This window comes from Bordetella genomosp. 11 (assembly GCF_002261215.1).
Lineage (GTDB): Bacteria > Pseudomonadota > Gammaproteobacteria > Burkholderiales > Burkholderiaceae_B > Bordetella_C.
In genome coordinates this window covers 41016-66574 of sequence record NZ_NEVS01000001.1, presented here as the reverse complement: position 1 = coordinate 66574, position 25559 = coordinate 41016, and the positions used below count along the sequence as shown (strand labels likewise).

Sequence of the window (25559 nt, the reverse complement as noted above, 5' to 3'; positions counted from 1 at the left end):
CCGCCGCCGGATAAACCGCCCCGCCATGACTTAATAAGTTACCCGTTCCGACTAATGCGCGCGCATGGACGCGCGCGCTTATATGGAAAAATACCGCGTTTCACGTCCATCCCGCTCCGCATCATGGCTGATCCCCACATCGAAACCGTCTTCGTCCAGGTCCGCGGCAAAGTCCAGGGCGTGGGCTTTCGCATGGCCACCGTGCGGCGGGCGCACATGGTCGGCGCGACCGGCTGGGTGCAGAACGTCGGCGACGGCTCGGTAGAGGCCCTGGTCCAAGGCACGCCGGAGCAGGTCGACCAGATGCTGGAATGGCTGGGCCGCGGCCCGCCGGGCGCGACGGTCAGGGAGGTGACCTCCCGCCGCGAATACATCGACAAGCGCTACCGCAACTTTCAGCAACTGTAAGGACGCGCTGGCGCGGCCATCCCCCGTTCGCGCACGGTGCGGCGCAAGGCCGAAACGAATAACTGGGCCGAGCGCGACAGCGGCGTATTGTTCGGCAGCAGCATCTGCGCCTTCACTTCCGTGCTGGGCTGGTAGCGCAGGGTGACCACGCCATGATCGCGCGGCGCCCACAGATGGAAAGGATCGATGATGGCGGCCCCGGCCCCGGATCGCGCCAGCGAACACGCCACCGAGGTCAACGTCACCTCCATCGCGATGCGGCGCACCACGCCGGCGCGCCGGAAGCTGTCCTCGATCAGCGCGCCCAGCGGCTGGGTCTTGCCGAAGGAAATCAAAGGATAGGGCGCCAGGTCCGCCGGTGTGACCGACTCGCGCGCAGCCAGCGGGCTGTCAGGATGCACCACGCAGACCAGTTCGGCGGCGCAGACGTCGCTCAGGCGGCCCTTCACCATGCGGCCGTCCCGATGGTGCAGGGGCGATAGCCCCAGGCCGAAATCCACGCGTTCCTGCACGACGTTCTCGAACACGCCCAGGTTGTCCACGGTAAATACCGAAATCTGGATGTGCGGCCAGGATTTCTGGAATTCCGCGATCGTGGTGGCCAGCAGGTTGTCCGCCAGCGTGGGCACCGAGGCGACCTGCACCGTGCCCACCGTCATCTCGCGCATGTCGTCCATCAGGCGGTTGACCCGCTCGATGCTGTCGAAGATGCGATTCAGCTCGGTCAGGATGACCTGGGTTTCCCGGGTGGCCTGCAGGCGTCCGTGCTTGCGCACGAAAAACGGGAAACCCGCCTGCGAGGCGCAGTCGCGCAGCATCAGGCTGATGGCGGGCTGCGAAATGCCGAGGGCGGCGGCGGCCTCGGTCACGGATCCGTGCACGCTGACGGCGCGGATCACCTCCAACTGGCGGACGGTAAGCGACATTCTGTCTCCTCCTGCATAAGGCGGGCTTATGTGGAAATTAGTTCGCCTCAATTGATTTTATCTAGCGGGCTCCCTATTCTGGTCCGCAAAACCAGGCACCGGTGAAAAAAGCGCGAGCTGCGCCGGAAAGCCAAAAAAGGAGACAACATGGCGAACCCCGTGGGGCGCGGCACATGAATATCGTGTCCGTCGCGTCCGAAGTCGTGTCGCTGCCCTTCGACATGGGCGGCCCTTACCAACGCTTTGCCGGCGCACTCTGGGACCGGCTGGATATCCTGCTGGTACGCGTGGAAACGGAGGACGGGCTGGTCGGCTGGGGCGAAGCCTTCGGCCATGCCGCCATTCCCTCGACGCGCGCCGCGCTGGATACCATCGTCGCGCCGCTGGTCATCGGCAGGGATGCCGGCGATATCGCGGGATTGACGCGCAGCGTGCTGCACGCGACCCACCTGCTGGGCCGCAACGGCGCCTACGTCTTCGCCTGGTCGGGTATCGAAATCGCCCTGTGGGATCTGCTGGGCAAGCGCAGCGGCCTGCCCGTGCACCGGCTGCTGGGGGCGGCGCCCTGCGCCGACCTGCCGGCCTACTCCAGCCTGCTGAACTACAGCGACGACGCGCTGGTCGCCCGCAACACGGCCGCGGCGGCCGAACAAGGCTATCGTCACGTCAAGCTGCACGAGGTCACGCGCAGTTCGGTGCGCGCGGCGCAGGCTGCCGGCGGCGCGGACACGGCCATCATGCTCGATACCAACTGCGCCTGGGACGTCCCCACCGCGCTGGCCATGGCGGACAGCCTGCGCGACGACGGCATGTACTGGCTGGAAGAGCCGGTATGGCCGCCGGAAGACACGCATGGACTGGCGCGCGTGCGGCAGCGCGGCATCCCCATCGCGGCGGGCGAAAATGTCGCCGGTCCGCAAGGCTTCATGCGGCTGCTCGAAGCGGGCGCGTTGGATATCGCCCAACCCAGCGTGATCAAGATCGGCGGCATCGGCGAATGCATGCGCGTGGCGACGATGTGCCAGATGCACGGCGTGCAGACCGTACCGCATTCGCCTTACTTCGGCCCGGGCTTCATCGCCACGCTGCATATCGCCGCGGCGCTGCCGAACAAGCCGCTGATCGAAGTGCTATGGCTGGACATGGAGGCCAATCCCTTCGATCCCTGGGTGCGGGCGCGCGATGGCCGCGTCGCCGTGCCGCAGGGCCCGGGCCTGGGCTGCGACCCGGATCCCGAAGTGCTGGCGCGCTACCGCGTCGGCGAACGCCACGTCATCCGGGAGAAGCACGCATGAAGATAGAACGCCTGGAAACCCGCGCGTTTGCGCTGCCGCTGGACAAGCCCATCGAAAGCGCCCTGGGATCGATACGCAGCTGCGGCGTGGTGCTCGTGTATGCCTACACCGACAACGGCCTCGTCGGCGAGAACCTGGTTTTCACGCTGAACGACCGGCGCACCGGCGTGCTGCGCGCCATGGTGGATGAGCTGGCGGACCTGGTGATCGGACGCGATGCCGGCCATATCGCCGGCTTCTGGGCGCGCGCCTGGAAGGACATCAATTTCTTCGGCCACAAGGGCTTGCCGGTGATGGGGATTTCCGCCATCGACGGCGCGCTGTGGGATATCGCCGGCAAGGCCGCGAACATGCCGCTGTACCGCCTGCTGGGCGGCGCGCGCGACCGCATGCCGGCCTACCACAGCGGCGGCCTGTGGCTGGACCGCGATATCGATGCGCTGGCGCGCGAGGCGCAGGACATGGTGGCCCAGGGCTTCAAGGCCGTGAAAATGCGCCTGGGCATGCCGGACCCGCGGCAGGACGCCGAACGCGTGCGTGCCGTGCGGCAGGCCATCGGCCCGGGCATCCGCCTGATGGCCGACGCCAACCAGGGCCTGAACGAGGCGCAGGCGATCCGGCTGGGCCGCATGCTGGAGGAATACGACCTGACGTGGTTCGAGGAACCGCTGCCCGCCTGGGACCTGGAAGGCGTGGCGCGCGTGGCCGCGGCGCTGGACACCCCCATCGCCAGCGGCGAAACCGAATACACGCGCTACGGCTTTCGCGGCATGCTCACGCTGCGCAGCGCCGACGTCCTGATGCCGGACCTGCAGCGATCGGGCGGCGTCAGCGAATTCATGCGCATCGGCCACATGGCGGAAAGCTACGACGTGCCGGTATCGAGCCATCTGTTTCCCGAAACCAGCATCCAGGTGCTGGGGGCGCTGGCCAATGCCATCTACCTCGAATACATGCCCTGGTTCTCGTCGCTCTACCGCGAACGCCTGGAATTCGTCGACGGCGATGCCGTGGTGCCGGAGCGCCCCGGCTGGGGCTTCACCCTGGATCCCCAGCGCATCGCCGAGCTGGAAAACGCACGGCGCTGACAAAGCGCCCGCCCCGCGCATTTTCTCTGGCCTCTTCAAGGAAAGACCATGCCTTTATCGCGTCGCAATTTCGTCCTGGGAACCACCGGGATACTGGGTGCGTCGGCCATCGGCGCACCGCGCTTCGCCAGGGCGGCCAGCGAGCCGCTGCGCATCGGCTGGCTGGCCGCGCTGACCGGCCCCAGTTCGGCGCCCGGCGTCGGCTTCGACCGCGGCGTGCGTTTCGCCGCGGACACCTTGAACGCGGCGGGCGGCGTCAAGGGCCGCAAGATCGAGATCGTCACCCGCGACACGCAGGGCGATCCCACCAAGGCGGTGAACGCCACGCAGGAAATGATCAACTCCATCAAGGTGGATGCCATCTGGGGGCCGACCAATTCCGGCGAGTCGCTGGCCGTCACGCCCATCATGGCGCGGGCCCGCACGCCCAATATCCATCCCTGCGTGATCGACAGCCTGATCGACCCCAAGAAGTTTCCCAATGCCTTTCGCATCGCGCCGTCCAACGAGCAATGGGACGATGCCACGCGCAACTATTGCCTGAAAGTGCTGAAGGTGAAGAAGGTAGCGGTGATCGGCGACACCACCGGCTATGGGGTCAGCGCGTTGAAGGCCAGCGTGGCGAACTTCAAGCGCGACGGCGCCGACGTCGTCTACAGCAACAACATCGACGCCACCCAGCCCGATATGACGCCCGACATGACGCGCGCGCGCAATGCCGGCGCCGAAGTCATCGTCATCTGGAGCGTGTCCACGGGCATGGAGGCGCGGCTGTTCAACGCGCGCGGCGAAATGGGCTGGGACGTGGCTTTCGCCGGCCATCCGTCGATGGCATCCGGCGAAATCCGCGGCCTGCTGACCAAGCCGCAGAACTGGGACAAGGTCTACGCGGTGGGCTACCGCAGCTGCAGCTACGACGCCAGCGGCAAGCTGCCGCCCCGCTCGCAGGAATTCGTCGACAAAGTGCAGGGCAAGGTCAACCTCGACGACACCCTGTTCTGGTGGGTGACGGCAGGCTACGACGCGGTGCATATGGTGGCCAAGGCCGTGCAGGAAAGCGGGGCATCGTCCAAGGAAATCATCGCCTACTGGAACAGCCTGAACCCGTATCCGGGCTACTTCGGCAACTACAGCTACACGCCCGAGCAGCACAACGGCTATCCGACCGCCGACGTGGTCATGTCGGCCGCCAATTCCGCCAAGCATGGCACTTTCGCACTGGCGCCCGGCTACGCCTGACGCGGAGGACGCACGATGTTCGCTTCCATCATCGCATCCGGCCTGGCGATGGGCGCGGTCTACGCGCTCATCGGCATCACCTACAACACCATGTTCGCCACCTCGCGGGTCATGAGCTTCACGGCGGGGCAGCTGGGCATGCTGGGCGGCGTGCTGGGTTCGCTGTTCATCCTGAAGCTGGGCCTGCCGCCCTGGCTGGGATTCATCGCGACGCTCGCGGGCTGCGCGGTGATGGGCGTGATCACCGAGCTGGTCGCGGTGCGGCCGGTCCTCAAGAGCCTGGATCAGCACCTGTACGTGTTGTCCACGCTGGCGCTGGCGTTGATGGTGCAGCAGGTCACCGCCATCGGCTGGGGCACGGAACCTCAGCCGTTTCCGCGCCTGTTCGGCCTGGGGTCGGGGGTCACGGACGAGAAGTTCTGGCTGCCGGTCGTCGCCTGCGCCCTGGTGGTGCTGGGCCTGGAATACCTGTACCGCCGAACGCTGGTGGGCATGGCCTTCCTGGCGGTGGCGGAAGACAATTTCGCGGCGCGCGCCCTGGGCCTGCCGGAACGGCGCCTGCGCGTATGGAGCTACGTGCTGGCGGCTGTCATCGGCGGCATTGCCGGCTTCGCCAGCGGCCAATTGATGCTGGCCTTCTTCGCCAACGGCACGCTGCTGAATTTCTACGGCTTCGTCCCGGTGGCGCTGGGCGGCCTGGGCAATAACCGCGGCGCCCTGGTCGGCGGGCTGGCGCTGGGCCTGTTCCAGCAAGCCGCCAATTTCACGGTGGGCGGCGTGTTCGCGTCGATCGCGGTCTTCGTGCTGTTCATCGTCGTGCTGCTGGCGGTGCCGCAAGGCCTGTTCGGCAGCTCGACCGCGCGGAGGGTCTAATGGCAGCGGACAGCGAATTGCAAAGACAGGTCCACGGCGGCATGGCCGCCCGCGCGGCGCGCGGAGATGGCAGCCCCAGGCCCGGCAAGCACGCCGCGCGCGCCGGCGTGCGCGGCGCGCCATCGGCCTGGCACACCGCCTGGCCTTTCGTGGCGATCTTCATACTGGCCGCGTTGCTGCCCTTCAGCGGCAACACCTACTGGACGGTTATCGCCACGCGCGCGGCCATCTACTGGATCCTGGTGTCCGGCCTGAACCTGGTGGTGGGCTACGCCGGACAGCTGGCCATCGGCTATGTGGCCCTGCTGACCCTGGGCGCGTATATCACCAGCGTGCTGGCGGCCGGCAATGTGCTGCCGGCCCTGCCGCCGTTCGCGGCGCTGGCGTGCGCGGGCGTGGGCGGCGGCATCTTCGGCCTGGTCGTCGGCCTGCCGGCGCTGCGGCTGCGCACCTTCTATTTCGCCATGGCGACGCTGGGCTTCGCCACCATCGTCACGCAGATCGCGCTGGCCTGGCAGGACGTCACGGGCGGCGGCATCGGCCTGGCCGGGCCGGCGCTGCCGGCGCCCTTCGATAGCGAATCGGGCCTGTACTACCTGTGCCTGGGCATCGCGGGCGCCTGCACGCTGCTGACCGCCAACGTGGCGCACAGCCGATTCGGTCGCGGCCTGATCGCGGTGCGCGACGCCGAAGTCGCGGCCGAGGCCAGCGGCATATCCAAGGTCAGGCTGCTGTCGCTGATCTTCGTGCTCGCCGGGGTGCTGGCGGCGGTGGCCGGCGGCCTGTTCGCCTCGCTGCAGACCTACATCACGCCCGACGCCTTCACCTTCGAGCTCTCCGTACTGTTTTTCATCTCCATCCTGATCGGCGGGCGCGGTTCCATACTCGGTCCGCTGCTGGGCACGGTAATCCTGACGGTACTGCCGGAGATCGCCGCGCCGCTGGCGGCATGGTCCAACTTCCTCTATGCGCTGATGCTGCTGATCATCGTGCTGGCCGCGCCGGGCGGCATCGCCGCGCTGCTGGACTTCCGCAATCGCCGGCCCTTGCCTGCCGATCGCACCATCGTGCCCAATCCCGGATTGCTGGGCCAGTTGCTGACGGCGACGCCGGCGCATGGCGGCATCGCGCTGGAAAACATCGTGCTCAGCTTCGGCGGCGTGCGCGCTATCGACGGACTGACCCTGACCATCGCGCCGGGCCGCATACACGGGCTGATCGGACCCAACGGCAGCGGCAAGACCACGACACTGAACGTCATCTCGGGATATTGCACGCCGGAGGCCGGCACGCTGAGCCTGGGCGGGGCGCCGCTGGCCATGGGCCGGCCGCTGCTGCGCGCGCCGCGCGGCATTGCCCGCACCTACCAGACGCCGCGCATCATCGGCGAAGCATCCGTCCTGCAGAACGTGATGATCGGCGGCACGCTGCAAGGCCGCGCGTCTTTCATCGAGACGATGCTGCACTTGCCGCGCCACGGCCGCGACGAAGCGGCGCTGCGCGACGCGGCGCGTACCGCGCTGCAGATCGTCGGCCTGGGCGCCGTGGCGGACGTGCGGGCCGACCGCCTCCAGCACAGCGAGCTGCGCTTCCTGGAAATCGCCCGCGCGCTGATGCTGCGGCCCGCCTTCCTGCTGCTGGACGAACCGGCGGCCGGCCTGGCCGCCGAGGAGATCCGCCGCCTGGGCGACCTGATCCGCCACATCAGCCGGCAGGGCACGGGCGTCCTGCTGGTCGAGCACCATGCCGACCTGATCTTCGACATCTGCGATCACGTCACCGTACTGAACCTGGGCCGCGTCCTGGCCGACGGGACGCCGGCGCAGGTACGCGAACACAAGGAGGTGGTCAGTGCATACCTTGGCGGATAGCGCAGCCGCGCCGCTATTGTCGGTGCGCGGTTTGGACGCCGGCTACGGCAAAATCGGCATTCTGCATGGCATCGACCTGGATGTGGCGGCCGGCGAAATCGTGGCCATCCTGGGGCCCAACGGCGCCGGCAAGAGTACGCTGATGCGGGCCATATCCGGCCTGCTGACGCCGGCCGCGGGCAGCATCGCTTTCGGCGGCGTGGACCTGAGCCGCGCCACGCCCCGCGAAGCCGCCCGCGCCGGACTGGTCCACGTCATCGAAGGCCATCGCGTCTTCACCCAGCAAAGCGTGATCGACAACCTGATGCTGGCGGGCTACGATGCGCCGCGAGCGGAGCGCAAGGCGCGCGTGGAGGAAGCCCTGGCTTTCTTTCCCGAGATCGCGGCCAAGCGCCACGATCGCGCCGGCGCGCTGAGCGGCGGCCAGCAGCAGATGCTGGTGGTCGCGCAGGGCCTGGTCAAGCGGCCCCGCTTGCTTATCCTCGACGAACCGTCCGCCGGCTTGTCGCCTGTCCTGGTCGACCGTGTCCTGACCGTGGCCGGACAGCTGCGCGAGCGAGGCACGGCCATCGTGCTGGTGGAACAGCTGGTCGAAAAAGCCCTGGCCCTGGCCGATCGCGTCTATGCCCTGGCGCAAGGCCGCATCGCCATGCAGGCCGGCACCCGCGAGCCCGACCTGGCCGCGCGCCTGGAGCGGGCCTATTTTGGAGACCATGGCCGTGTGGCAGCCTAGTGAACGCTATCCCGATCCACGCATCGAAGTCATCGATCCGCGCTTTTCCCGCTATGTAATCTTCTCCGCCGCCGTCGAGAAGCTGGGCGACGGCATGCGATGGGCGGAAGGGCCGGTGTGGTTCGGCGACGGGCGCTATCTGCTGGTCAGCGATATCCCGAACAACCGCATCATGCGCTGGGACGAAGCCACCGGCTCGTTCAGCCCTTTCCGCCAGCCGTCGCGCAACGCCAACGGCAATACGCGCGACCTGGAGGGACGGCTGATTACCTGCGAACACGAAGGGCGCCGGGTCACGCGCACGGAGCATGACGGCACCATTACGGTACTTGCCGACAACTACCAGGGGAAGCGGCTGAATTCGCCGAACGATGTGGTGGTCAAATCCGACGGTTCGGTATGGTTCACCGATCCGCCTTTCGGTATCGGGGGCTGGTACGAGGGGCTGCCGGGCAAGCAGGAGGTGCCGGCGCAGGTTTATCGCTACGATCCGGACAGCGGGACGCTGACGGTGGCGATCGAAGGGTCGCACGGTCCCAATGGGCTGTGCTTTTCGCCGGACGAGAAGACCCTGTACCTTGTACAGTCGCGCGCCACGCCGCATCGGCTGATTACCGCGCACGAGGTCAGCGCGGACGGACGCAGCGTGGAAAACGATGGCCGCGTTGTTATCGATTGCGGGCCGGGGACATCCGACGGCATACGATGCGATGTGGATGGGAATCTGTGGTGCGGATGGGGCATGGGATCGGAAGAGCTCGACGGGGTAGCGATATTCGCACCGGACGGGACGCGGCTGGGGCATATTCATCTGCCGGAACGCTGCGCGAATCTATGCTTTGGGGGGGTGCATCGCAATCGGCTTTTCATGGCGGCGGGGAAGTCGCTGTACGCGGTGTATGTGAATACGCAGGGGGCCACGTCGCTGCGTTGACGGTTGCTGTCGGGGCGTGTCTTGCTTGTGCCGTCCGTCGGGGGTGGTGCCTGTCGGGGCCAGCCCGATCGTCCGTCCCGGCGCGCGGGCGCCGGGCACCGCTACGCTAATCTCGTCCGGCGGGCGTTGGCTTGTGGTGTTCTTGGCGATGGCATCCGCGCCTCGCCTCCCTTCGATTCCGCTCGCTCGTCCTCAACGGGCTGGCCCCGACAGGCACCACCCCCGCCGGACTCCGGTTTGCCTTATTCACCGTTCGCTGGGACGGGCTGCGTTCTTGCGCTTCGTCGGCAGCGGATGCTGCCGTAGAAAGATTTTGTGGCGCACGTCGATCGCCGGCCGCCCAGCGCGGCCAGCGATCGCCTACACGGTACGTCATGCCGCGGGTGCTTTCGTGCGACGGTTTTGCATCCGGAGTGGATGCCGTTGCATGCGTACATTCGCATGAGCCATGGGCAAGATGGCCAACGAGCCGAGATGGTCAACGATACGCGACATGGGGACCGAGCCGCGACGCGGCCCAGGAGCGCGGACGGCACTGTCAGGATTGAGGAGTAGCCGTGGCATCCAAGCCTGTCGAGGCGTCAGGACCTTTGTGCCCGCGGCATCCAGAGCTTGCGGGGTGTCAGGACCGTCGTGTCCGCAGAATCCTGTGGCGGTGTCGAGACTGTCAGGATTTCTGTGTCTGCAGTCTCCCGACAGGACTGTCAGGATTCCTGCGTCTGCGACATTCGAGCACGTCGCATTCCACCGCCGCCCCCATCCCCACCGCCATTCGCATGCAGCCCGCCGCACTCAACTACGGCGTAGGCGCAGCGGGGCCGCGCTGGGCGGCCTCGATGCGACGTGCAATGCTGAATCTTCCAGCGGCAGCATCCGCCACCCACGAAGCGCAAGAACCCAGCTCGTCGCAGCGACCGTAATTAAGGCAAACCGGAGTCCGGCGGGGGTGGTGCCTGTCGGGGCCAGCCCGTTGAGGACGAGCGAGCGCAATCGAAGGGAGGCGTGGCGCGGACGCCATCGCCAAGAACACCACAAGCCAACGCCCGCCGGACGAGATTAGCGACGCGGTGCCCGGCGCCCGCGCGCCGGGACGGACGATCGGGCTGGCCCCGACAGGCACCACCCCCGCCGGACGGCATTAGCAAGACGCGCCCCGACAGCAACGATCAACGGATCGGCATCAGCAAAACACGCGCCGACACACCCGTCAGTTCCCCATGCCCAAGACAACTACCCTCGCTGAAGAATCCGCGCAAACGCCTGCGCGGTAGGGTTCAGATTATCCGGCCTGCGTGCGCAATACAGATCGACATCGAACGCATTCGGCAACCCCGACAACGGCCGGTACAGCACTGAATTGCGCAGGCCCGCCGCCGACTCCGGCACCAGCGCCATCCCCATGCCGCCCTCGACCAATGCCAACAGCGTCGGCAACACGCTTTCGTAAACAATGCGCGGCCGCACGTTGTGGTCCCGGAACAGCCGCGTCTGCACCGCATTGAAGTAAGAAGACGCCTCACGCTGGAAACCCACCATCGCTTGCCCGTCCAGCTTCGCCATCGGCACCTTCTCCAGCTCGCGATACGCATGATCGGCCGGCATCGCCAGCACCATTTTCTCGCGATGCACCCGCTCGAAAATCAGATCGTGCTCGATGGCGCGAGGCAGGCGACGAAAAATCGCCAGGTCTATGGTCCCCGCCATCAATTTATCCGTAATCACCCCCGTCAACTCTTCGAACAGCACCAGCTCCACCTCCGGATACTGCGCGCGGTAGCGGGCAATCGCTCCCGGCAACACCCGATAGGCCGCTGTACTCACGAAGCCTACCGCCAGACGGCCCGCGTCGCCGCTGCCGGCCCGCCGCACCGACCGCAGAATCGAATCGTTGTCGTCCACCATGCGCCGCGCGCGGTGCAGCAGTACTTCGCCCGCCTGCGTCAGCCGTACCGACCGCGTCGAACGCGCGAACAACGCCGTGCCTACTTCGGCCTCGAACTGGCGGATCAACTGGCTCAGCGGCGGCTGACTGATGTTCAAGCGAATCGCCGCCCGGCCGAAATGCAGCTCCTCGGCCACCACGATAAAGGCGCGTAGCGCACGCGAAAGAAGGGGCATCGTTTTCCCGGATTATTAGGTCGGATTCTGTCTTAATCAGTCTTTTATATTGTATTAGACATATCAATTGACGATCCATACAGTACTCAGGCTGGACGACGGCCCGAACAACCCGGGCTGTCGGCGCGACACACCGTGTGGGTCGCACCGCACCTCGCGGCCACGCGCGGATGCCCGCCGCGCGGGGCACCTGGATCGCGCGGAACGGACTGCCCCGGCCGCCACGAATACACCCACGGAACGTTGAAGTGAAACCTTTGAACCAGTTGACCGCCGTGGAGGCGGTCGCCGCCATCGAACGCGGAGAGACAACGGCCACCGCCATCGTCCAGGCCTGCCTGGACCGCATTGCCGAACGCAATGACCAGATCCAGGCCTTCGTCGCCTGCGACCCGCAGCGTGCCCTGACCGGCGCGAAACAGGCGCAAGCCATGGCGGCCGGTCCGCTGCGCGGCGTGCCTTTTGCCGCCAAGGATATCTTCGATACCGCCGACTATCCCACCGAGTACGGCTCGCCCATCTACCGCGGCCATCGCCCCGTCACCGACGCTGGCTGCGTGGCGCTGGCCCGGCATCGCGGCGCGGTGTTGATCGGCAAAGTGGCCACCGGCGAGTTCGCCACGCAGACGCCCAGCAAGGCGGTGAATCCCTTGCGGGTAACGCACACGCCCGGCGGCTCCTCCAGCGGATCGGGCGCGGCGGTGGGCGATTACATGGTGCCCGTTGCCTTCGGCACGCAGACCACCGGTTCCATCGTACGGCCCGCCATCTATTGCGGCGCCGTCGGCTACAAGCCCAGCTACGGCCTGATCGCGACCGCCGGCATGAAAGCGCTCAGCCCCTCCCAGGACACCATAGGCGTGATCACGCGCGACGTCGCCGATGCCGCCTTCTTCACCATGGGCCTGCACGGCGCGCGCGACGTCATGTCCGGCAGCATTCTGCGTCCGCGCATCGGCCTGTGCCTGTCGCGCCAATGGGACTATGCGCATCCCTCCACCATTGCCGCCATCGAGCGCGCGGCCGATACGCTGCAGAAAGCCGGCGCGCGGGTGACGCGCTTCTGGCTGCCGGCCGAGTTCGAGGCCCTGGAGGCAACGCAACTGCGGCTGTTCGCCTTCGAGGCGCGCCAGACGCTGGCGCAGGAAAGGCTGAACAGCGAAAGCCTGCTCAGCCCGCGCCTGCAGGCGCGCCTGCAAAGCGGCGCCGACATCGGCCTGGACGAGTACACGGGGATGTTGCAGCACGTCGCGCAGATGCGCGCCCGCGCCCGTTCGCTGTTCGACGACTACGACGTGCTGCTGTACCCGGCGGCCGATGGCGAAGCGGAGGCCGGGCATGCCTACTCGGGATCGCCGCGCTACGGCGCGATATGGACATTGCTGCACATGCCCTGCGTGTCCTTTCCGCTTGAAACCGGCCCGGGCGGCCTGCCGCTGGGCGCGCAATTGGTCGGTCAGTATGGGCAGGACAACCGCCTGCTGGCCGCCGCGCGATTTGCCACAACGGTGCTGGGTACCCCGCACCGTACAACCACCTGACCTCACTTCAACCGCACCGTATCCAGAACAAGGGGAATGACTCATGCATGCGAAGAAACTGCTGGGAAGCCTGATACTGACCGCGCTGGGCGCCGGCGTGGCCCTGTCCGTCCAGGCACAGGAAACGCTGAAAATCGGCGGCATCGGGCCGCTGTCGGGCGGCGGTACCGCCTGGGGCCTGGCCGTGCAGCGCGGCGTGCAGATGGCGATCGACGAAGCCAACGCTCAGGGCGGGCTGAAGATCGGCGGCAAGACGTATAAGCCCGAACTGGTGATGTACGACGATAAGTACACCGCCACGGGCGGCCGCACCGCCGCCGAACGCCTGGTCAATTACGACAAGGTGAAGTTCATCATCGGCCCCATCGGCACGCCGTCGGCCATGGCGGTGGTACCCATCACCAACCAGGCCAAGACCATCGTGCTGTCCAACGGGTACGCGCCCGACATCCTGAAGCAGGGCGGCCAGAACGGCTACAACTTCCGTTCGATGAACAGCAACGTCGAATTCGGCCCCGCCATGGTGAAGTGGCTGAAGGAAACCCATCCGACGGTGAAGAAGGTCGCGCTGATCGTCCCCAACGATGCAACGGGGCAGGTGGTGATGCCGACGCTGGGCCAGACCTACAAGGACAACGGCTACACCGTATGGTCGGAAAGCTATGAGCGCGGTTCCAAGGAATTCACGCCGCTGCTGACGCGCATGATGGCGCAGGGCGTGGACATCCTGGACTTGAACCTGAACGCGCCCGGCGAAGCGGGGCTGCTGGTCAAGCAGGCGCGCCAGATCGGCTACAAGGGCCTGATCTGGCAGGTGGGCGGCCCTGGCATCGACGAGATCAACGACATCGCCGGTCCATACGCCGAAGGCTTCATGTCCTATGACGTGTTCGACTTCCGCGAGCCCTCGGCGCAGAAGTTCATCGAAACGTACAAGAAGCACTGGGGCGGCGTCATCAACGCGCAGACCCCGGGCTGGTACAACTCGGCGAAGATCCTGTTCAAGGCGCTCGAGAATGCCGGCACGGTCACCGACACGGACAAGGTGCGCGGCGCGCTGGAAAGCCTCGGCGGCTACGACGCCGGCATTTATGGCCCGGTGGTATGGGGCGGCCAGAAGGCGTACGGCGTGAACCGCCAGCTGCTGAACAAGTTCTGGATCACGCAGATCAAGGACGGCAAGCCGCAGACCATCACTACCCTGACGCCCGTCAAGGAATAAGCCTTTTACGTCCGGTCCGGAGCCATCCCGCCGGACGTTCCGCCATCAAGGGGATTGCATGTTTTCCGCACCGGTCCTGACCCAGGTGCTGATCAACGGCCTGAGCCTTAGCGCGATCTATGTCCTGATCGCGCTGGGCTTCACGCTGTTGTTCGGCATCATGAAGGTGGTCAACTTCGCCCACGGCAGTTTCGCCATGCTGGGCGGCTATGCGCTGCATTATTACTTCGGCGAATTCAAGCTGCCCTACGTGGCGGCCATCCTGCTGGCGGGACTGACCGTCGCCACCGCCAGCATGGTGCTGGAATGGCTGGTATTCCGCCGCTTCTACCAGAAGATGTTCCAGAGCATGATCGGCCTGCTCGGCCTGGACATCGCCATCGTCTACGGCAGCGTGCTGGTATGGGACGTCTACGAACGCTCCATTCCGGCCGCGGTGGACGCCATGGTGTCGATCGGTCCGGTATCGATACCGGCCGACAAGCTGATGATCATCGGCATCGCCATCGTGGTGCTGCTGGCGTTCTGGGCCTTCATGAGCCTGAGCCGCTACGGCCTGGCCGTGCGCGCGGCCTCCGAGGACATCGAAATCGCCGAGGCGCAGGGCGTGAACACGCGCCGCATCTACCAGTTGGCGTTCTTCCTGGCGGTGTTCATGACCGCCATCGCCGGCGCGATCTATGCGCAGACCTACGCGCTGTCCCCTTTCATGGGCGACCGCCCCTTGATGGTGGCTTTCATTGTGGTGATCCTGGGCGGAATGGGCAGCATTCCCGGCGCCGCGCTGGGCGGCGTGCTGTTCGGATTCGGCGAAAGCTTCCTGTCCACCTTCTACGGGTCGGCCACGTCCACATTCGTCTCCTTCGGCGTCGTGATCGCGCTGTTGGTGGTCCGCCCCTGGGGCCTGCTTGGAAAACCGGAACGCTGAGGCCGCCATGTCGAATACTTCCTCGAACACACTTGCCGCGCGCGGTACCGTCACGGGCGGCGCCACGCGCGGAACGACGGCGCTGGGCGCCGGCGTACTGGCGACGGCGGTACTGGCCATCTTGCCGCACGTGGCCGACAACGCCTTCATCCTGGCGATCGGCGCCCTGATCCTGCTGAACATCATCGGCGCGCTCAGCCTGCACCTGATCATACGTACCGGCCACATCTCGCTGTCGCATGCCGGCTTCATGGGCGTCGGCGCCTATGCCTGCGCGCTGTCCGTGCTGAAGCTGGGCGTATCGCCCTTCGTCGGCCTGGCCATCGGCGCGCTCGCCTCGGGCCTGCTGGCCTTGCTGGTCGGTCCCATCCTGCTGCGCCTGACCGGCAAGTACTTCGTGCTGGTGACCTTCCTGCTCGGCGAGATCATCCGCCTGGTGCTGGTGGAATGGGAGAGCCTGACGGGCGGCTCCAACGGCCTGTCGAACCTGCCGGACCTGCACGCCGGCTGGAGCTCGCCGCTCGCGCAGTACTACATCGCCCTGGTCGCCGCCGTGCTGGTGGCCGCGCTGTGCGTACGTTTGCTGATGTCCGAGACGGGCCGCGCCATCGACGCGGCCCGCGAAGCGCAGCGCCTGACCGAATGCGCGGGCGTGCCGGTGTTGCGGCTGAAGGTCGGCGTCTTCGTGCTCGGCTGCGCGCTGGTGGGACTGCAGGGCGGGCTGCTGGCCTTCTTCATGCATTACATCGATCCCACCACCTTCGGCATGGCCGATTCGCTGAATCTGGTCGTGATGAATGTACTGGGCGGCATGTATCACGTGGTCGGGCCCATTATCGGCGCCGCCTTCCTGGTGGCGCTGCCGGAGCTTTTGCGCGGCTACGTGGAAATCCAGCGCATCCTGTTCGGCATCGCGCTGATCGTCGTGATGGCGTCGTTCCCGTCCGGGATGGCCGGCCTGGCCGCCATGCTGCGCGGCCTGCGCCGCGCACGCAAGGAGGCACGGGCATGAACAAACTGCTCGATGTACAGGCCATCGGCCGCAGCTTCGGCGGCCTGAAGGCGGTCGACGGCGTCACCTTCGAAGTCTACGAAGGCGAAATCCTGGGCGTCATCGGCCCCAACGGCGCGGGCAAGACCACGCTGGTAAACCTGATCAGCGGCGTCATCAAGCCTTCGCGCGGCGTCGTCGCATTCCGCGGCGAGACGGTAACCGGCATGGCGCCGTCGCGCCTGACGGAACGCGGGCTGGTGCGCACCTTCCAATCGACCGCTGTCTACGGCGCTCGCACCGTGCATGAAAACATCGTGCGCGGTTCCTACCTGACCCGCTACCCGGGCTTTCTTTCGACGCTGTTCGACACGCCGCGCGCGCGCCGCCGTCGCGCCGAATCCGATGCGCAGGTCGACGAACTGCTGGACCGCATGGGGCTGCGCGCCGTGGCCGATGCCGCCGCCGGCAGCCTGCCCTACGGCGTGCAGAAGATCCTGGGTATCGCCATTGCGCTGGCCGCGCGGCCCACGCTGCTGATGCTGGACGAACCGGTGGCCGGGCTCAGCGCCGAGGAAACCGACCAGGTGCGCGACGCCATCCTGCGCGTGCGCGAATCGGGCGTGACCGTGATGGTCATCGACCACAACATGCGCTTCATCGCCGGCCTGTGCGACCGCCTGCTGGTGGTGGCGGCCGGCCAGGAATTGACGCGCGGCAAACCTGACGAAGTGCTGCGCGACCAGCGTGTCGTCGAGGCTTATCTGGGGACTAGGAATGTCACTGCTGGAATTGCGTAATCTGGACGTGCGCTACGGCCGCGTCGCCGGTACGCGCGCGTTGAACCTGAGCATCGGCGAAGCCGAAACCGTGGCGCTGATCGGTTCGAACGGCGCGGGCAAGAGCAGCACGCTGAAGGCCATTACGGGACTGGTCAACGGCTACGGCGGCGACATCCTGTGGAATGGCAAAAGCATCAAGGGCATGGCGGCGTCGGAGGTCGTCAAGCTGGGGATCGGCTTCTCGCCGGAAGGCCGGCGCGTGTTTCCGTCGCTGTCCGTGCAGGAGAACCTGAAGATGGGTGCCTTCGGCCGCGGCGGCGACCGCCTGGGCGAACGCATGGAGCAAATGTTCGGCTATTTCCCGCGCCTGAAGGAAAGGGCGCGGCAGGCCGCCGGCAGCCTGTCCGGCGGCGAACAGCAGATGCTGGCCATCGGCAGGGCGCTGATGAGCGGCCCCAAGCTGTTCCTGCTGGACGAGCCTTCGCTGGGACTGGCCCCCATCATCGTCGAACGCATCGGCGACATCCTGCTGGAAATCCAGCAGCGCGAGGGCCTGGCCTTCGTGCTGGCCGAACAGAACGCCAATTGGGCGATGCGCGTGGCCAGGCGCACGGCCATCCTGCAATTGGGCGAAAAGGTATTCGACGATTCGTCCGCCGCGCTGCTCGAAGATCCCAAGGTACAGACCGCGTTCCTGGGCGTATGAGCGGGCCCATGGATCGTCGCGGCTTGCATCCGATCTTTCGGCGCGGCCTTTGGCGGTGACCCTTCCCTGTTGACCTTCATCATCGGATTGATCCCATGCTACTTCCCTATCACGACCGATATCCCTACAGCGCCATCGCACGGCGCCCGGACTACAGCTGGCCCGAAGGCAAGCGCCTGGCGGTGTATCTGGGCCTGAACATCGAGCACTTTGCCTTCGGGACCGGCAAGGGCCATCACCTGGGCACCGAACTGCCGCAGCCCGACGCGCGCGGCTTCGCGTGGCGCGACTACGGCAACCGCGTCGGCGTCTGGCGCCTGCTGGACCTGTTCGACGAACTGGGATTGCCGGCCGCGCACCTGATGAACACGGTCCTGTTCGACTACTGTCCCGAGGTCCTGGAGCCCATCCTGAAGCGGGGCGACGAAATCATCGGCCACGGCCGCACCAACGCCGAAGCCCAGGGCCACCTGTGGCCCGCCGACGAGGCGCGCCTGCTGACCGAAGTGCGCGAGGCCATCAAGAAGCACACCGGCCAGGACGTGCGCGGCTGGATGGGCCCGTGGATGTCCCAGAGCGCGCAAACGCCTGAACTGCTGGTGGATACCGGCTATAAGTTCGTGATGGACTGGCCGGCGGACGACCAGCCGGTGTGGATGACAACGCGGTCGGGCCCGCTGATGTCCGTGCCGTATCCGCTGGAGATCAACGACTCCCCGCAGATGCTGGTGCGCCGCCACACCGCGCAGGACTTCGAGCAAATGATCATCGAGCAGTTCGAGGAAATGCTGCTGCAGTCGGAAAAACAGCCGCTGGTCTGCGGCATCGCGCTGCACACCATGATCGTCGGCCAGCCTTACCGCCTGCGCGCGCTGCGCCGGGCGCTGAAGTACATCGTCGAGCATCCGCAGCGGGACAAGGTGTGGTTCACGCGCCCGGGCCAGATCTACGACCACTGCGCGGGGCTCAAGGACGGCGTGATGGTCCGTCCCCAGGACAAGGCTTGATGCAGCGGGAGGGAAGCCGTGCCTGCGATGCGCGGGCACGGTTTTTTTTGCCTTGCGATCGGCAAGCCGGGCATCCTTGCGGACACCGCCCGCGTCCATCACGCGACCGCTGGCGCCGGGCCGTTCGGACTACGGCCTATCGACGATCGCCGAACTGCAGACGGGCCGGTTCGAGCAGGCCCCGGCGGTCCGGCCGTTGCCTCGATCCGGGCCTTAAACCCGCGGTTCGCCGTTGGTACCACACCACAACAGGCTTCGCCACATAGCGGAAGACTCCGCATCGATCCGTTATCTTCCGTCATATTCGTGTAGATGCGGCGCAACATCCCCCTTGCCACCAGACATATATCGACAAGAACAAGGAAGTTGTGAATCTGCCCCTTTGTCTGTCTTGTTAAACAAAGATTGCTAACTCACAATTCGTTATAAGTGGTCGGTTCATCCGTTTGGCCGACAGCGTGAGGTAGTAGTTTGCAACTGGCTGAGGGGAACTCGGATGCAGGGTGCCGAACTTGAATATCTACACGGTCGCCTATGCATTCCGCAGTGGCGGGATTTTCTCCATGCCCAGGCCGAGGAATTTCGCGCGCATCTGTCGACGGCGGAACTGCGCGGATTGATGAATCGCGTCGGCCTGCGATTCGCCGCGCTTCACCCGCTGGGACCATGCGCGAGCATTGCCGATTTGCGCGATGCCATGAACGCCGTATGGAAGCCCCTGGACTGGGGCCTGGTCGAACTCGACGACCAGGACAGCGCGGCCCTAGCGATCCAGCATTTCTGCTCGCCGCTCTCCGCGGCCTTCGGCCAAGCCCATCTCGACTGGACGCCGGCTTTCCTGGAAGGCGTGTATCAAGGATGGATGTCGGCGGCCGGGGCGGGCGATGCGCTGCGCGTGCGGCTGCAACAGGCCGATCCCGGGACGGGCAGCCTGCGATTCGTATTCTCGAAACAAGGTGGCACGGCATGAACCCCGACGACGACAACGACATCGCCCGGCTGTTCGCGCAGTTCGGCGGCGACCCCGGCTCCTACCAGGAGATCGCCACGGTGGCGGCCGCGCGGGAAGCGCGCGCACGCTGGCCCGTGCTGTCGACCTTCGATCCGCTGGCCGGCATCGCGGCGCCGGCCGTGGGCGCGGACGATACTTCGGTCATCGCGCAAGCGGAACGAGCCGAAGCAAAGCGCGCGGCCGAAAGCGCGCACGATCATGATGCCGGCGCGGACAAGCCTCGCGCGCAGTTCATGCCGCCACGGCCCAAGCCGTTCAGCCGCGACATTCCGGACGCCTTCCTCGTGCCGATCGCCCCGGTGCCGGTGGAATCGCCGGCCGCCCGGGCGGCGCATACGGACGCGCATACGGCAGTCGCGCCGCTGCTGAAACCCGCCGCGATCGACGAAGCCGCCAACGAGGCAGCCGCCCCGGCGCTGCGCGCCGAGCCGACGATCGCCCCTGCCCCCGGCGCCGAAGCGGCCGTGCCCGCCGCCTCCGGCGACGCACCCGCGCCAGCCGCCGGCACCGATCCGTTCCGCCGCCTGGCCGCCCGCGATGACACGCCGGCCGGCTCGCCGCGCCTGCCCGATTTGTTCAACCGGTTGCTGTCATCGTGAAAACGATCGCGGTGATATCCGCCAAGGGCGGCGTAGGCAAAACGACGATCAGCGCCAACATGGGCGCCGCGCTGGCCCGCATGGGCCATCCCGTCGTCACGGTCGACCTGGACCCGCAGAACGCGCTGCGCCTGCATGTCGACGCCCCGCAGGGCGGCCTGGACGGGCTGGCCCGCGCCACCTTGTCGCATCGGCCGTGGGGCGACGCGCGCGTGGCCGGCAAGAACGGCCTGGACGTGCTGCCGCATGGACAGTTGCCGGAAACGGACCGCCAGCGACTCGAACACCTGCTGCGCGACGAACCGACCCTGCTGGCGACACGGCTGCGCGACATGCGCCTGCCCGACGACGCCATCGTCCTGATCGATACGCCGCCCGGTCCATCGGTCTATACGCGCCAGGCGATCGCCGCGGCGGACCTGGTGCTGGCCGTGACGCTGGCCGACGCGGCGTCGTACGCCGCGCTGCCGGCCACCGCATCGATGGTCGAAGCCTACGGCGCGAAGAATGAAAACGGCGAAACGCCCTGCGTCTATGCCATCAATCAGGTCGACCAGTCGCGCCGGTTGGCCAAGGACGTCATCCAGGTCATGCGCCAGAGCCTGGGAACACGCACGGTCGGCGTGATCCACGACGACGAGTCGGTGCGCGAGGCCCTGGCCTGCCACATGAATGTGCTGGACTACGACCCCCATGGCCGCGCCGCGCGCGACCTACAGCAATGCGCCCAGCACGTGCTGACGCGCCTGGAAAATCCGCGGAGCCGCACGACATGAAGCGCCGGCAGCAATCCTTCCATTACCCGCCGGAAGGCCCCGCGCCCGGCGACCGCCTGCTTCAGCGCGGCGTGTGGACAAGCCGTCCGCTGCGCGCGGCGATCGCCGTGCTGGCGGCCCTGCTCGTGTGGCTGACGATCGTCATCCCGCTGACGCTGGAACAGCAACTGGTGTTCTGCGTGGTGACCTTCCTGTTCGCGCTGTGCGTGCGCCGCGTGGCCGGCCAACTGACCGTGCTGACGCTGATCGTGCTGTCGTGCACGGCATCGCTGCGCTACATGTACTGGCGACTGACCGCCACCCTGGACTTCGATAACCTGACCGACATGCTGTTCGGCTGGGGACTGGTGCTGGCCGAATGCTATGCGCTGGCCGTCCTGCTGCTGGGATATCTGCAGACCGCCTGGCCGCTGCGCCGCAAGCCGGTGCCGCTGCCCCGCGACAGCAACCTGTGGCCGTCGGTGGACATCTTCATTCCGACCTACAACGAGCCGTTGAACGTCGTGCGGCAAACCGTCTATACGGCGCTCACCATGGACTGGCCGGCCGACAAGCTGCGCGTATACCTGCTGGACGACGGCCGGCGCGACGCCTTCCGGGAATTCTGCGAGGAAGTCGGCGCGGGCTACATCACGCGCGAAGACAACCGCCACGCCAAGGCCGGCAACCTGAACTGGGCGCTGAAGCAGACGCAGGGCGAGTACGTCGCCATCTTCGACTGCGACCACGTGCCGACGCGCTCCTTCCTGCAGATGTGCATGGGCTGGTTCCTGAAGGACGAGAAACTGGCGATGCTGCAGACGCCGCACTTTTTCTTCTCCGCCGATCCTTTCGAAAAGAACCTGCGCACCGGGCGCGCCGTCCCCAACGAGGGCGAACTGTTCTACGGGCTGGTGCAGGACGGCAACGACTTGTGGAACGCGGCGTTCTTCTGCGGCTCCTGCGCCATCCTGAAGCGCGGCCCGCTGGAAGAAGTGGGCGGCGTGGCCGTCGAGACGGTGACAGAGGACGCGCACACCGCCCTGAAGCTGAGCCGCGCCGGCTACAACACCGCCTTCCTCGGCATTCCGCAGGCGGCCGGGCTGGCCACCGAAAGCCTGTCGGCCCACATCGGCCAGCGCATACGCTGGGCGCGCGGCATGGCGCAGATTTTCCGCGTGGACAATCCCCTGGCCGGCAAAGGACTGAGCTTCGGCCAGCGCCTGTGCTACCTGAACGCGATGCTGCACTTTTTCTATGGCCTGCCGCGCATCGTCTTCCTGACCGCGCCCCTGGCCTACCTGTTCTTCGGCGCGCACGTGTTCCAGGCGTCGGCCTTGATGATCACCGCCTACGCGCTGCCGCACCTGCTGCATGCCAGTTTGACGAACTCGCGCATACAGGGGCGCTTTCGCCATTCGTTCTGGAACGAGGTCTACGAATCCGTACTGGCGTGGTACATCATGCGCCCCGTGATGCTGGCGCTGATCAATCCCAAGCTGGGTAAATTCAACGTCACCGCCAAGGGCGGCGTGATCGAGCAATCCTACTTCGACTGGACGATGGCGCGGCCCTATATCGTGCTGCTGCTGCTTAACCTGGCGGGCATGGCCGCCGGCCTGGCGGCACTGGCCTTCGGACACGGCGACACCGACGTCAAGACCACCATCTGCATCAACCTGGCCTGGACGGTCTACAACATCGTCATCACCAGCGCGAGCGTCGCCGTGGCGGCGGAGAACCGGCAGCTGCGCGGCGATCCGCGCGTTGCCGCGCAGCTGCCCGCCATGGTCAGGCTGCCCGATGGCAAGACCGTCGCGTGCGAAACCAGCGACTTCTCGCAGACCGGGCTGGGGCTGGTCCTGCCCCGCGGCGCGCGGGTGGCGCTGCACGAACAGGTGCAGATATCGATCTTTCGCGGCCGGGAGGAAGGCGTCTTTCCCGCCACCGCCGTATTCAGCCGTGACGAAAGGGTGGGCCTGCGCTTCGATGCGCTAAGCGTCGCCCAGCAGGTCGAGCTGGCCCAGCTGACCTTCGCGCGCGCGGATACCTGGGCGTCCGGCTGGGGCAATCGCAAGCCCGATGCGCCGCTGGCGGCCCTGCTGGAAGTCACGAAGATCGGCGCGCATGGCTTCGCGCTGCTGCTGCGCCATTTTTTCCACGAACGCTTCCGCGCGCACCGGCGCGCCGAGGCAGCCACGCCCGCCGTCGCGGCGCAAACCTCCACCGGCACTGCGAGAGATCGATGACCGTGTTCCACAATCGCGTCCACCGCGCCCGCCGCGGCCTGTGCGGCGCGCTCGCCGGCACGCTGCTGGCCGGCGCATTCCATAGCGCCGGCGCGGCGCCGTCCGACCCCGTGCCGGCCACGGGGACCGCCGCGCCGGCGGCTTCCGCGCCCGCCGGGGCGCCGGCGGCGGATGGCTCGCGCACCTATTCGCTGACCCTGAAGCAACTGGGCGCGCAGTATCCGCTGAACATGACGGGCGTGGATGGCACCAACGGCGTGCCGTTCAGCGTGCGGGCGGACGAGGTCGTCACCGGCGCGAAGTTGAAGCTGGACTACGCCTATTCGCCGGCACTGCTGCCAGACCTGTCGCACATCAACGTCATGGTCAACGGCGAAGTGGCCTACAGCATCCCCGTGCCGAAAGAAGATGCCGGGAAGAACCTGCAGCGCACCGTGGACATCCCGGCGCGCCTGATCACCGACTTCAACCGGCTGAATCTGCAGCTGATCGGCCACTACACGATGCAGTGCGAAGACCCGCTGCACTCCAGCCTGTGGGCCAACGTCGGCAACGAAAGCGTGCTGGAATTGACGGTGGCGCCGCTGCGCATGCGCAATGACCTGTCGACCCTGCCGCTGCCGTTCTTCGACCGGCGCGACGTGCGGCGGCTGGTGCTGCCCATGGTCTTCGCAGGCACGCCCGATCCCGCCACGCTGGAAGCCGCCGGCGCGCTTTCGTCGTGGTTCGGCGCGCTGGCGGATTATCGCGGGGCGCGTTTTCCCACGACGCTGGGGCAGTTGCCGAAGACCGGCAATGCCGTCGTGCTGATCGCGGGCGGCGCGGCCGTGCCGGGCTTGCAAGCCGGCGCCGTCAGCGCGCCCACCGTTTCGGTGGTGGACAATCCCAACGATCCGCACGGCAAGCTGCTGCTGGTCCAGGGGCGCGACAGCGCCGATTTGAAGACCGCCGCGAACGCCCTGGTGCTGGGCGGCCAGACGCTGTCGGGCCAGGCGGCCACCATCACCAAGCTGCAGCCCCTGACGGCCCGCAAGCCTTACGACGCGCCGAACTGGCTGCCCAGCGACCGCCCGGTGAAGTTCGGCGAACTGGCGGACGGCCGCGCCCTGAACGTCGCGGGCTATCGCCCGGACCTGATCCGTCTGAACCTGCGCGTGCCGCCGGACCTGTTCAACTGGCAGAACAAGCGCGTGCCGGTGGACCTGAAGTACCGCTATACGCCCAGGCCGACCAGCGACAAGTCGCTGCTGACGGTCAGCCTGAACAACCAGTTCGTGCAGGCCATCCCGCTGCCGGCCGTGGCCGCCGCCTCGATCGCCGATAAGCTGCTGCCGGACTCGACGCTGCCGGCGGAAAAACGCCTGGAGCTGCCGCTGTTCCTGCTGCCGCCGCGCTCGCAGCTGCAGCTGTACTACTCCTACGACGTGCTGAAACAGGGCGACTGCAAGGACGCGCTGCTGGACAACGTGCGCGGCGCCATCGATCCGGATTCGACGATCGATATTTCGCATATCCCGCATTTCATCGCGATGCCGGACCTGAATGCCTTTGACAAGGCCGGGTTCCCGTTTACGCGCATGGCCGACCTGTCGCAGACCACCGTGGTCCTGCCTGACCGGCCGTCGGAGTCCGACTACAGCGCCTACCTGACCCTGGTGGGCCACCTGGGCGCCTCCACCGGCTATCCCGCCACCGGCATTACCGTGGCACAGCCGGGTCAGGCAGCCAAGCTGGCGGACAAGGACCTGCTGGTGATCGCCTCGGGCGACAACCAGCCGCTGCTCAAGCAATGGGCCCAGTACATGCCGGCCTCCATGGACGGCAAGGAAAAGCGCTTCAGCATATCGGACCTGGTCTATCGCACGACGTCATGGCTGGGCGCGCGGCCGCAGCCGCGCGACACGCTTTCCTTCAACAGCGATAGCGCCGACGCGATGCTGGCCGGATTCGAATCGCCGCTTACCGCGGGACGCAGCGTGGTGGTCGTGTCGGGCAACAAGCCGCAGGGCCTGTCCGACGCGCTCGACGTACTGATGGACGACAGCAGCGACGACCGCGGCATCAAGGGTTCGCTGGCGCTGGTGCGCGGCAAACAGGCGGAAAGCCTGCTGGCGGAAGACAGCTATTACGTCGGACGGCTGGGCCCGGTGGAATACGCGGAATGGTTCTTCAGCCGCCATATGCTGGTTTTCCTGGCCTGCTGCCTGCTCGGCGCGCTGCTGCTGGCGTCCGTGCTGTACTGGTCGCTGCACGCCCGCGCGCAGCGGCGCCTGAAGCGCTGA

At 66.7% G+C, this 25559-nt stretch carries 22 protein-coding genes; 20 read left to right on the top strand and 2 right to left on the bottom strand.

Translation table 11 applies throughout. The features are described 5' to 3' along the window. Positions 1-123 precede the first annotated feature (123 nt). Positions 124-408, top strand: a complete 285-nt coding sequence (locus CAL28_RS00300; RefSeq protein WP_094839446.1) for an acylphosphatase — start codon at positions 124-126, stop codon at positions 406-408. On the opposite strand, the gene CAL28_RS00295 is transcribed toward CAL28_RS00300, so the two are convergent. Continuing rightward, positions 396-1334 (bottom strand): LysR family transcriptional regulator, encoded by a 939-nt coding sequence (locus CAL28_RS00295; RefSeq protein WP_094839445.1) that lies wholly within the window; start codon positions 1332-1334, stop codon positions 396-398. The genes CAL28_RS00300 and CAL28_RS00295 overlap by 13 nt on opposite strands. Before the next feature lie 173 nt (positions 1335-1507). Here CAL28_RS00295 and CAL28_RS00290 point away from each other — a divergent pair, with 173 nt between their 5' ends. Genes CAL28_RS00290 through CAL28_RS00260 form a run of 7 tightly spaced genes read left to right on the top strand, consistent with a single transcriptional unit; the run spans position 1508 to position 9367 of the window. After that, the gene (locus tag CAL28_RS00290) at positions 1508-2629 is read left to right on the top strand and encodes a mandelate racemase/muconate lactonizing enzyme family protein (RefSeq protein WP_094839444.1); all 1122 of its coding nucleotides are present in this window, start codon (positions 1508-1510) and stop codon (positions 2627-2629) included. After that, on the top strand, positions 2626-3717 hold the full coding sequence (locus CAL28_RS00285) for a mandelate racemase/muconate lactonizing enzyme family protein (RefSeq protein WP_094839443.1): 1092 nt from the start codon (positions 2626-2628) through the stop codon (positions 3715-3717). The genes CAL28_RS00290 and CAL28_RS00285 overlap by 4 nt, the downstream gene beginning before the upstream one ends. A gap of 48 nt (positions 3718-3765) precedes the next feature. Continuing rightward, positions 3766-4956 carry an ABC transporter substrate-binding protein gene (locus CAL28_RS00280; RefSeq protein ID WP_217906517.1) on the top strand — a complete coding sequence of 397 codons (1191 nt, stop codon included), beginning with the start codon at positions 3766-3768 and terminating at the stop codon, positions 4954-4956. Positions 4957-4971: 15 nt separating this feature from the next. Further along, complete coding sequence (locus CAL28_RS00275; protein ID WP_094839442.1) at positions 4972-5829, top strand: branched-chain amino acid ABC transporter permease; 858 nt, start codon at positions 4972-4974, stop codon at positions 5827-5829. Next, positions 5829-7700, top strand: a complete 1872-nt coding sequence (locus CAL28_RS00270) for a branched-chain amino acid ABC transporter ATP-binding protein/permease (RefSeq protein ID WP_217906516.1) — start codon at positions 5829-5831, stop codon at positions 7698-7700. The genes CAL28_RS00275 and CAL28_RS00270 overlap by 1 nt, the downstream gene beginning before the upstream one ends. Continuing rightward, entirely contained in the window at positions 7681-8433 is a 753-nt protein-coding gene (locus CAL28_RS00265) for an ABC transporter ATP-binding protein (RefSeq protein ID WP_254925946.1), read from the top strand. Before CAL28_RS00270 ends, CAL28_RS00265 begins: the two co-directional genes overlap by 20 nt. Next, positions 8414-9367 (top strand): SMP-30/gluconolactonase/LRE family protein, encoded by a 954-nt coding sequence (locus CAL28_RS00260; RefSeq protein ID WP_094839441.1) that lies wholly within the window; start codon positions 8414-8416, stop codon positions 9365-9367. Before CAL28_RS00265 ends, CAL28_RS00260 begins: the two co-directional genes overlap by 20 nt. A 1230-nt stretch (positions 9368-10597) precedes the next feature. On the opposite strand, the gene CAL28_RS00255 is transcribed toward CAL28_RS00260, so the two are convergent. After that, positions 10598-11485 (bottom strand): LysR substrate-binding domain-containing protein, encoded by an 888-nt coding sequence (locus CAL28_RS00255; RefSeq protein ID WP_094839440.1) that lies wholly within the window; start codon positions 11483-11485, stop codon positions 10598-10600. Positions 11486-11733: 248 nt separating this feature from the next. Between CAL28_RS00255 and CAL28_RS00250 the strand changes: the two genes are divergently transcribed. From CAL28_RS00250 to bcsB, 12 genes are all read left to right on the top strand, one after another. Next, positions 11734-13026 carry an amidase gene (locus CAL28_RS00250; protein ID WP_094839439.1) on the top strand — a complete coding sequence of 431 codons (1293 nt, stop codon included), beginning with the start codon at positions 11734-11736 and terminating at the stop codon, positions 13024-13026. Positions 13027-13069: 43 nt separating this feature from the next. After that, the gene (locus tag CAL28_RS00245; RefSeq protein WP_094839438.1) at positions 13070-14248 is read left to right on the top strand and encodes an ABC transporter substrate-binding protein; all 1179 of its coding nucleotides are present in this window, start codon (positions 13070-13072) and stop codon (positions 14246-14248) included. A 58-nt stretch (positions 14249-14306) separates the two neighbouring features. Next, on the top strand, positions 14307-15176 hold the full coding sequence (locus CAL28_RS00240; protein WP_094839437.1) for a branched-chain amino acid ABC transporter permease: 870 nt from the start codon (positions 14307-14309) through the stop codon (positions 15174-15176). A 7-nt stretch (positions 15177-15183) separates the two neighbouring features. Beyond that, the gene (locus tag CAL28_RS00235; protein WP_094839436.1) at positions 15184-16188 is read left to right on the top strand and encodes a branched-chain amino acid ABC transporter permease; all 1005 of its coding nucleotides are present in this window, start codon (positions 15184-15186) and stop codon (positions 16186-16188) included. Beyond that, positions 16185-16967 (top strand): ABC transporter ATP-binding protein, encoded by a 783-nt coding sequence (locus CAL28_RS00230; RefSeq protein WP_094840530.1) that lies wholly within the window; start codon positions 16185-16187, stop codon positions 16965-16967. Before CAL28_RS00235 ends, CAL28_RS00230 begins: the two co-directional genes overlap by 4 nt. Then, a complete protein-coding gene (locus CAL28_RS00225) occupies positions 16945-17655 on the top strand; it encodes an ABC transporter ATP-binding protein (RefSeq protein WP_094839435.1) in 711 nt (236 codons plus the stop codon). Before CAL28_RS00230 ends, CAL28_RS00225 begins: the two co-directional genes overlap by 23 nt. Before the next feature lie 95 nt (positions 17656-17750). Next, on the top strand, positions 17751-18662 hold the full coding sequence (locus CAL28_RS00220; protein WP_094839434.1) for a polysaccharide deacetylase family protein: 912 nt from the start codon (positions 17751-17753) through the stop codon (positions 18660-18662). A 496-nt stretch (positions 18663-19158) separates the two neighbouring features. Continuing rightward, positions 19159-19632: a cellulose biosynthesis protein BcsD gene (gene bcsD, locus CAL28_RS30250; RefSeq protein WP_094839433.1), complete on the top strand. Its 474-nt coding sequence runs from the start codon at positions 19159-19161 to the stop codon at positions 19630-19632. Continuing rightward, positions 19629-20273, top strand: a complete 645-nt coding sequence (gene bcsP, locus CAL28_RS00210; RefSeq protein WP_094839432.1) for a cellulose biosynthesis protein BcsP — start codon at positions 19629-19631, stop codon at positions 20271-20273. The genes bcsD and bcsP overlap by 4 nt, the downstream gene beginning before the upstream one ends. Further along, positions 20270-21049 (top strand): cellulose biosynthesis protein BcsQ, encoded by a 780-nt coding sequence (gene bcsQ, locus CAL28_RS00205; RefSeq protein WP_094839431.1) that lies wholly within the window; start codon positions 20270-20272, stop codon positions 21047-21049. The genes bcsP and bcsQ overlap by 4 nt, the downstream gene beginning before the upstream one ends. Next, positions 21046-23277: a UDP-forming cellulose synthase catalytic subunit gene (bcsA, locus tag CAL28_RS00200; protein ID WP_254925945.1), complete on the top strand. Its 2232-nt coding sequence runs from the start codon at positions 21046-21048 to the stop codon at positions 23275-23277. The genes bcsQ and bcsA overlap by 4 nt, the downstream gene beginning before the upstream one ends. Further along, a complete protein-coding gene (gene bcsB, locus CAL28_RS00195; RefSeq protein ID WP_094839429.1) occupies positions 23274-25559 on the top strand; it encodes a cellulose biosynthesis cyclic di-GMP-binding regulatory protein BcsB in 2286 nt (761 codons plus the stop codon). The genes bcsA and bcsB overlap by 4 nt, the downstream gene beginning before the upstream one ends.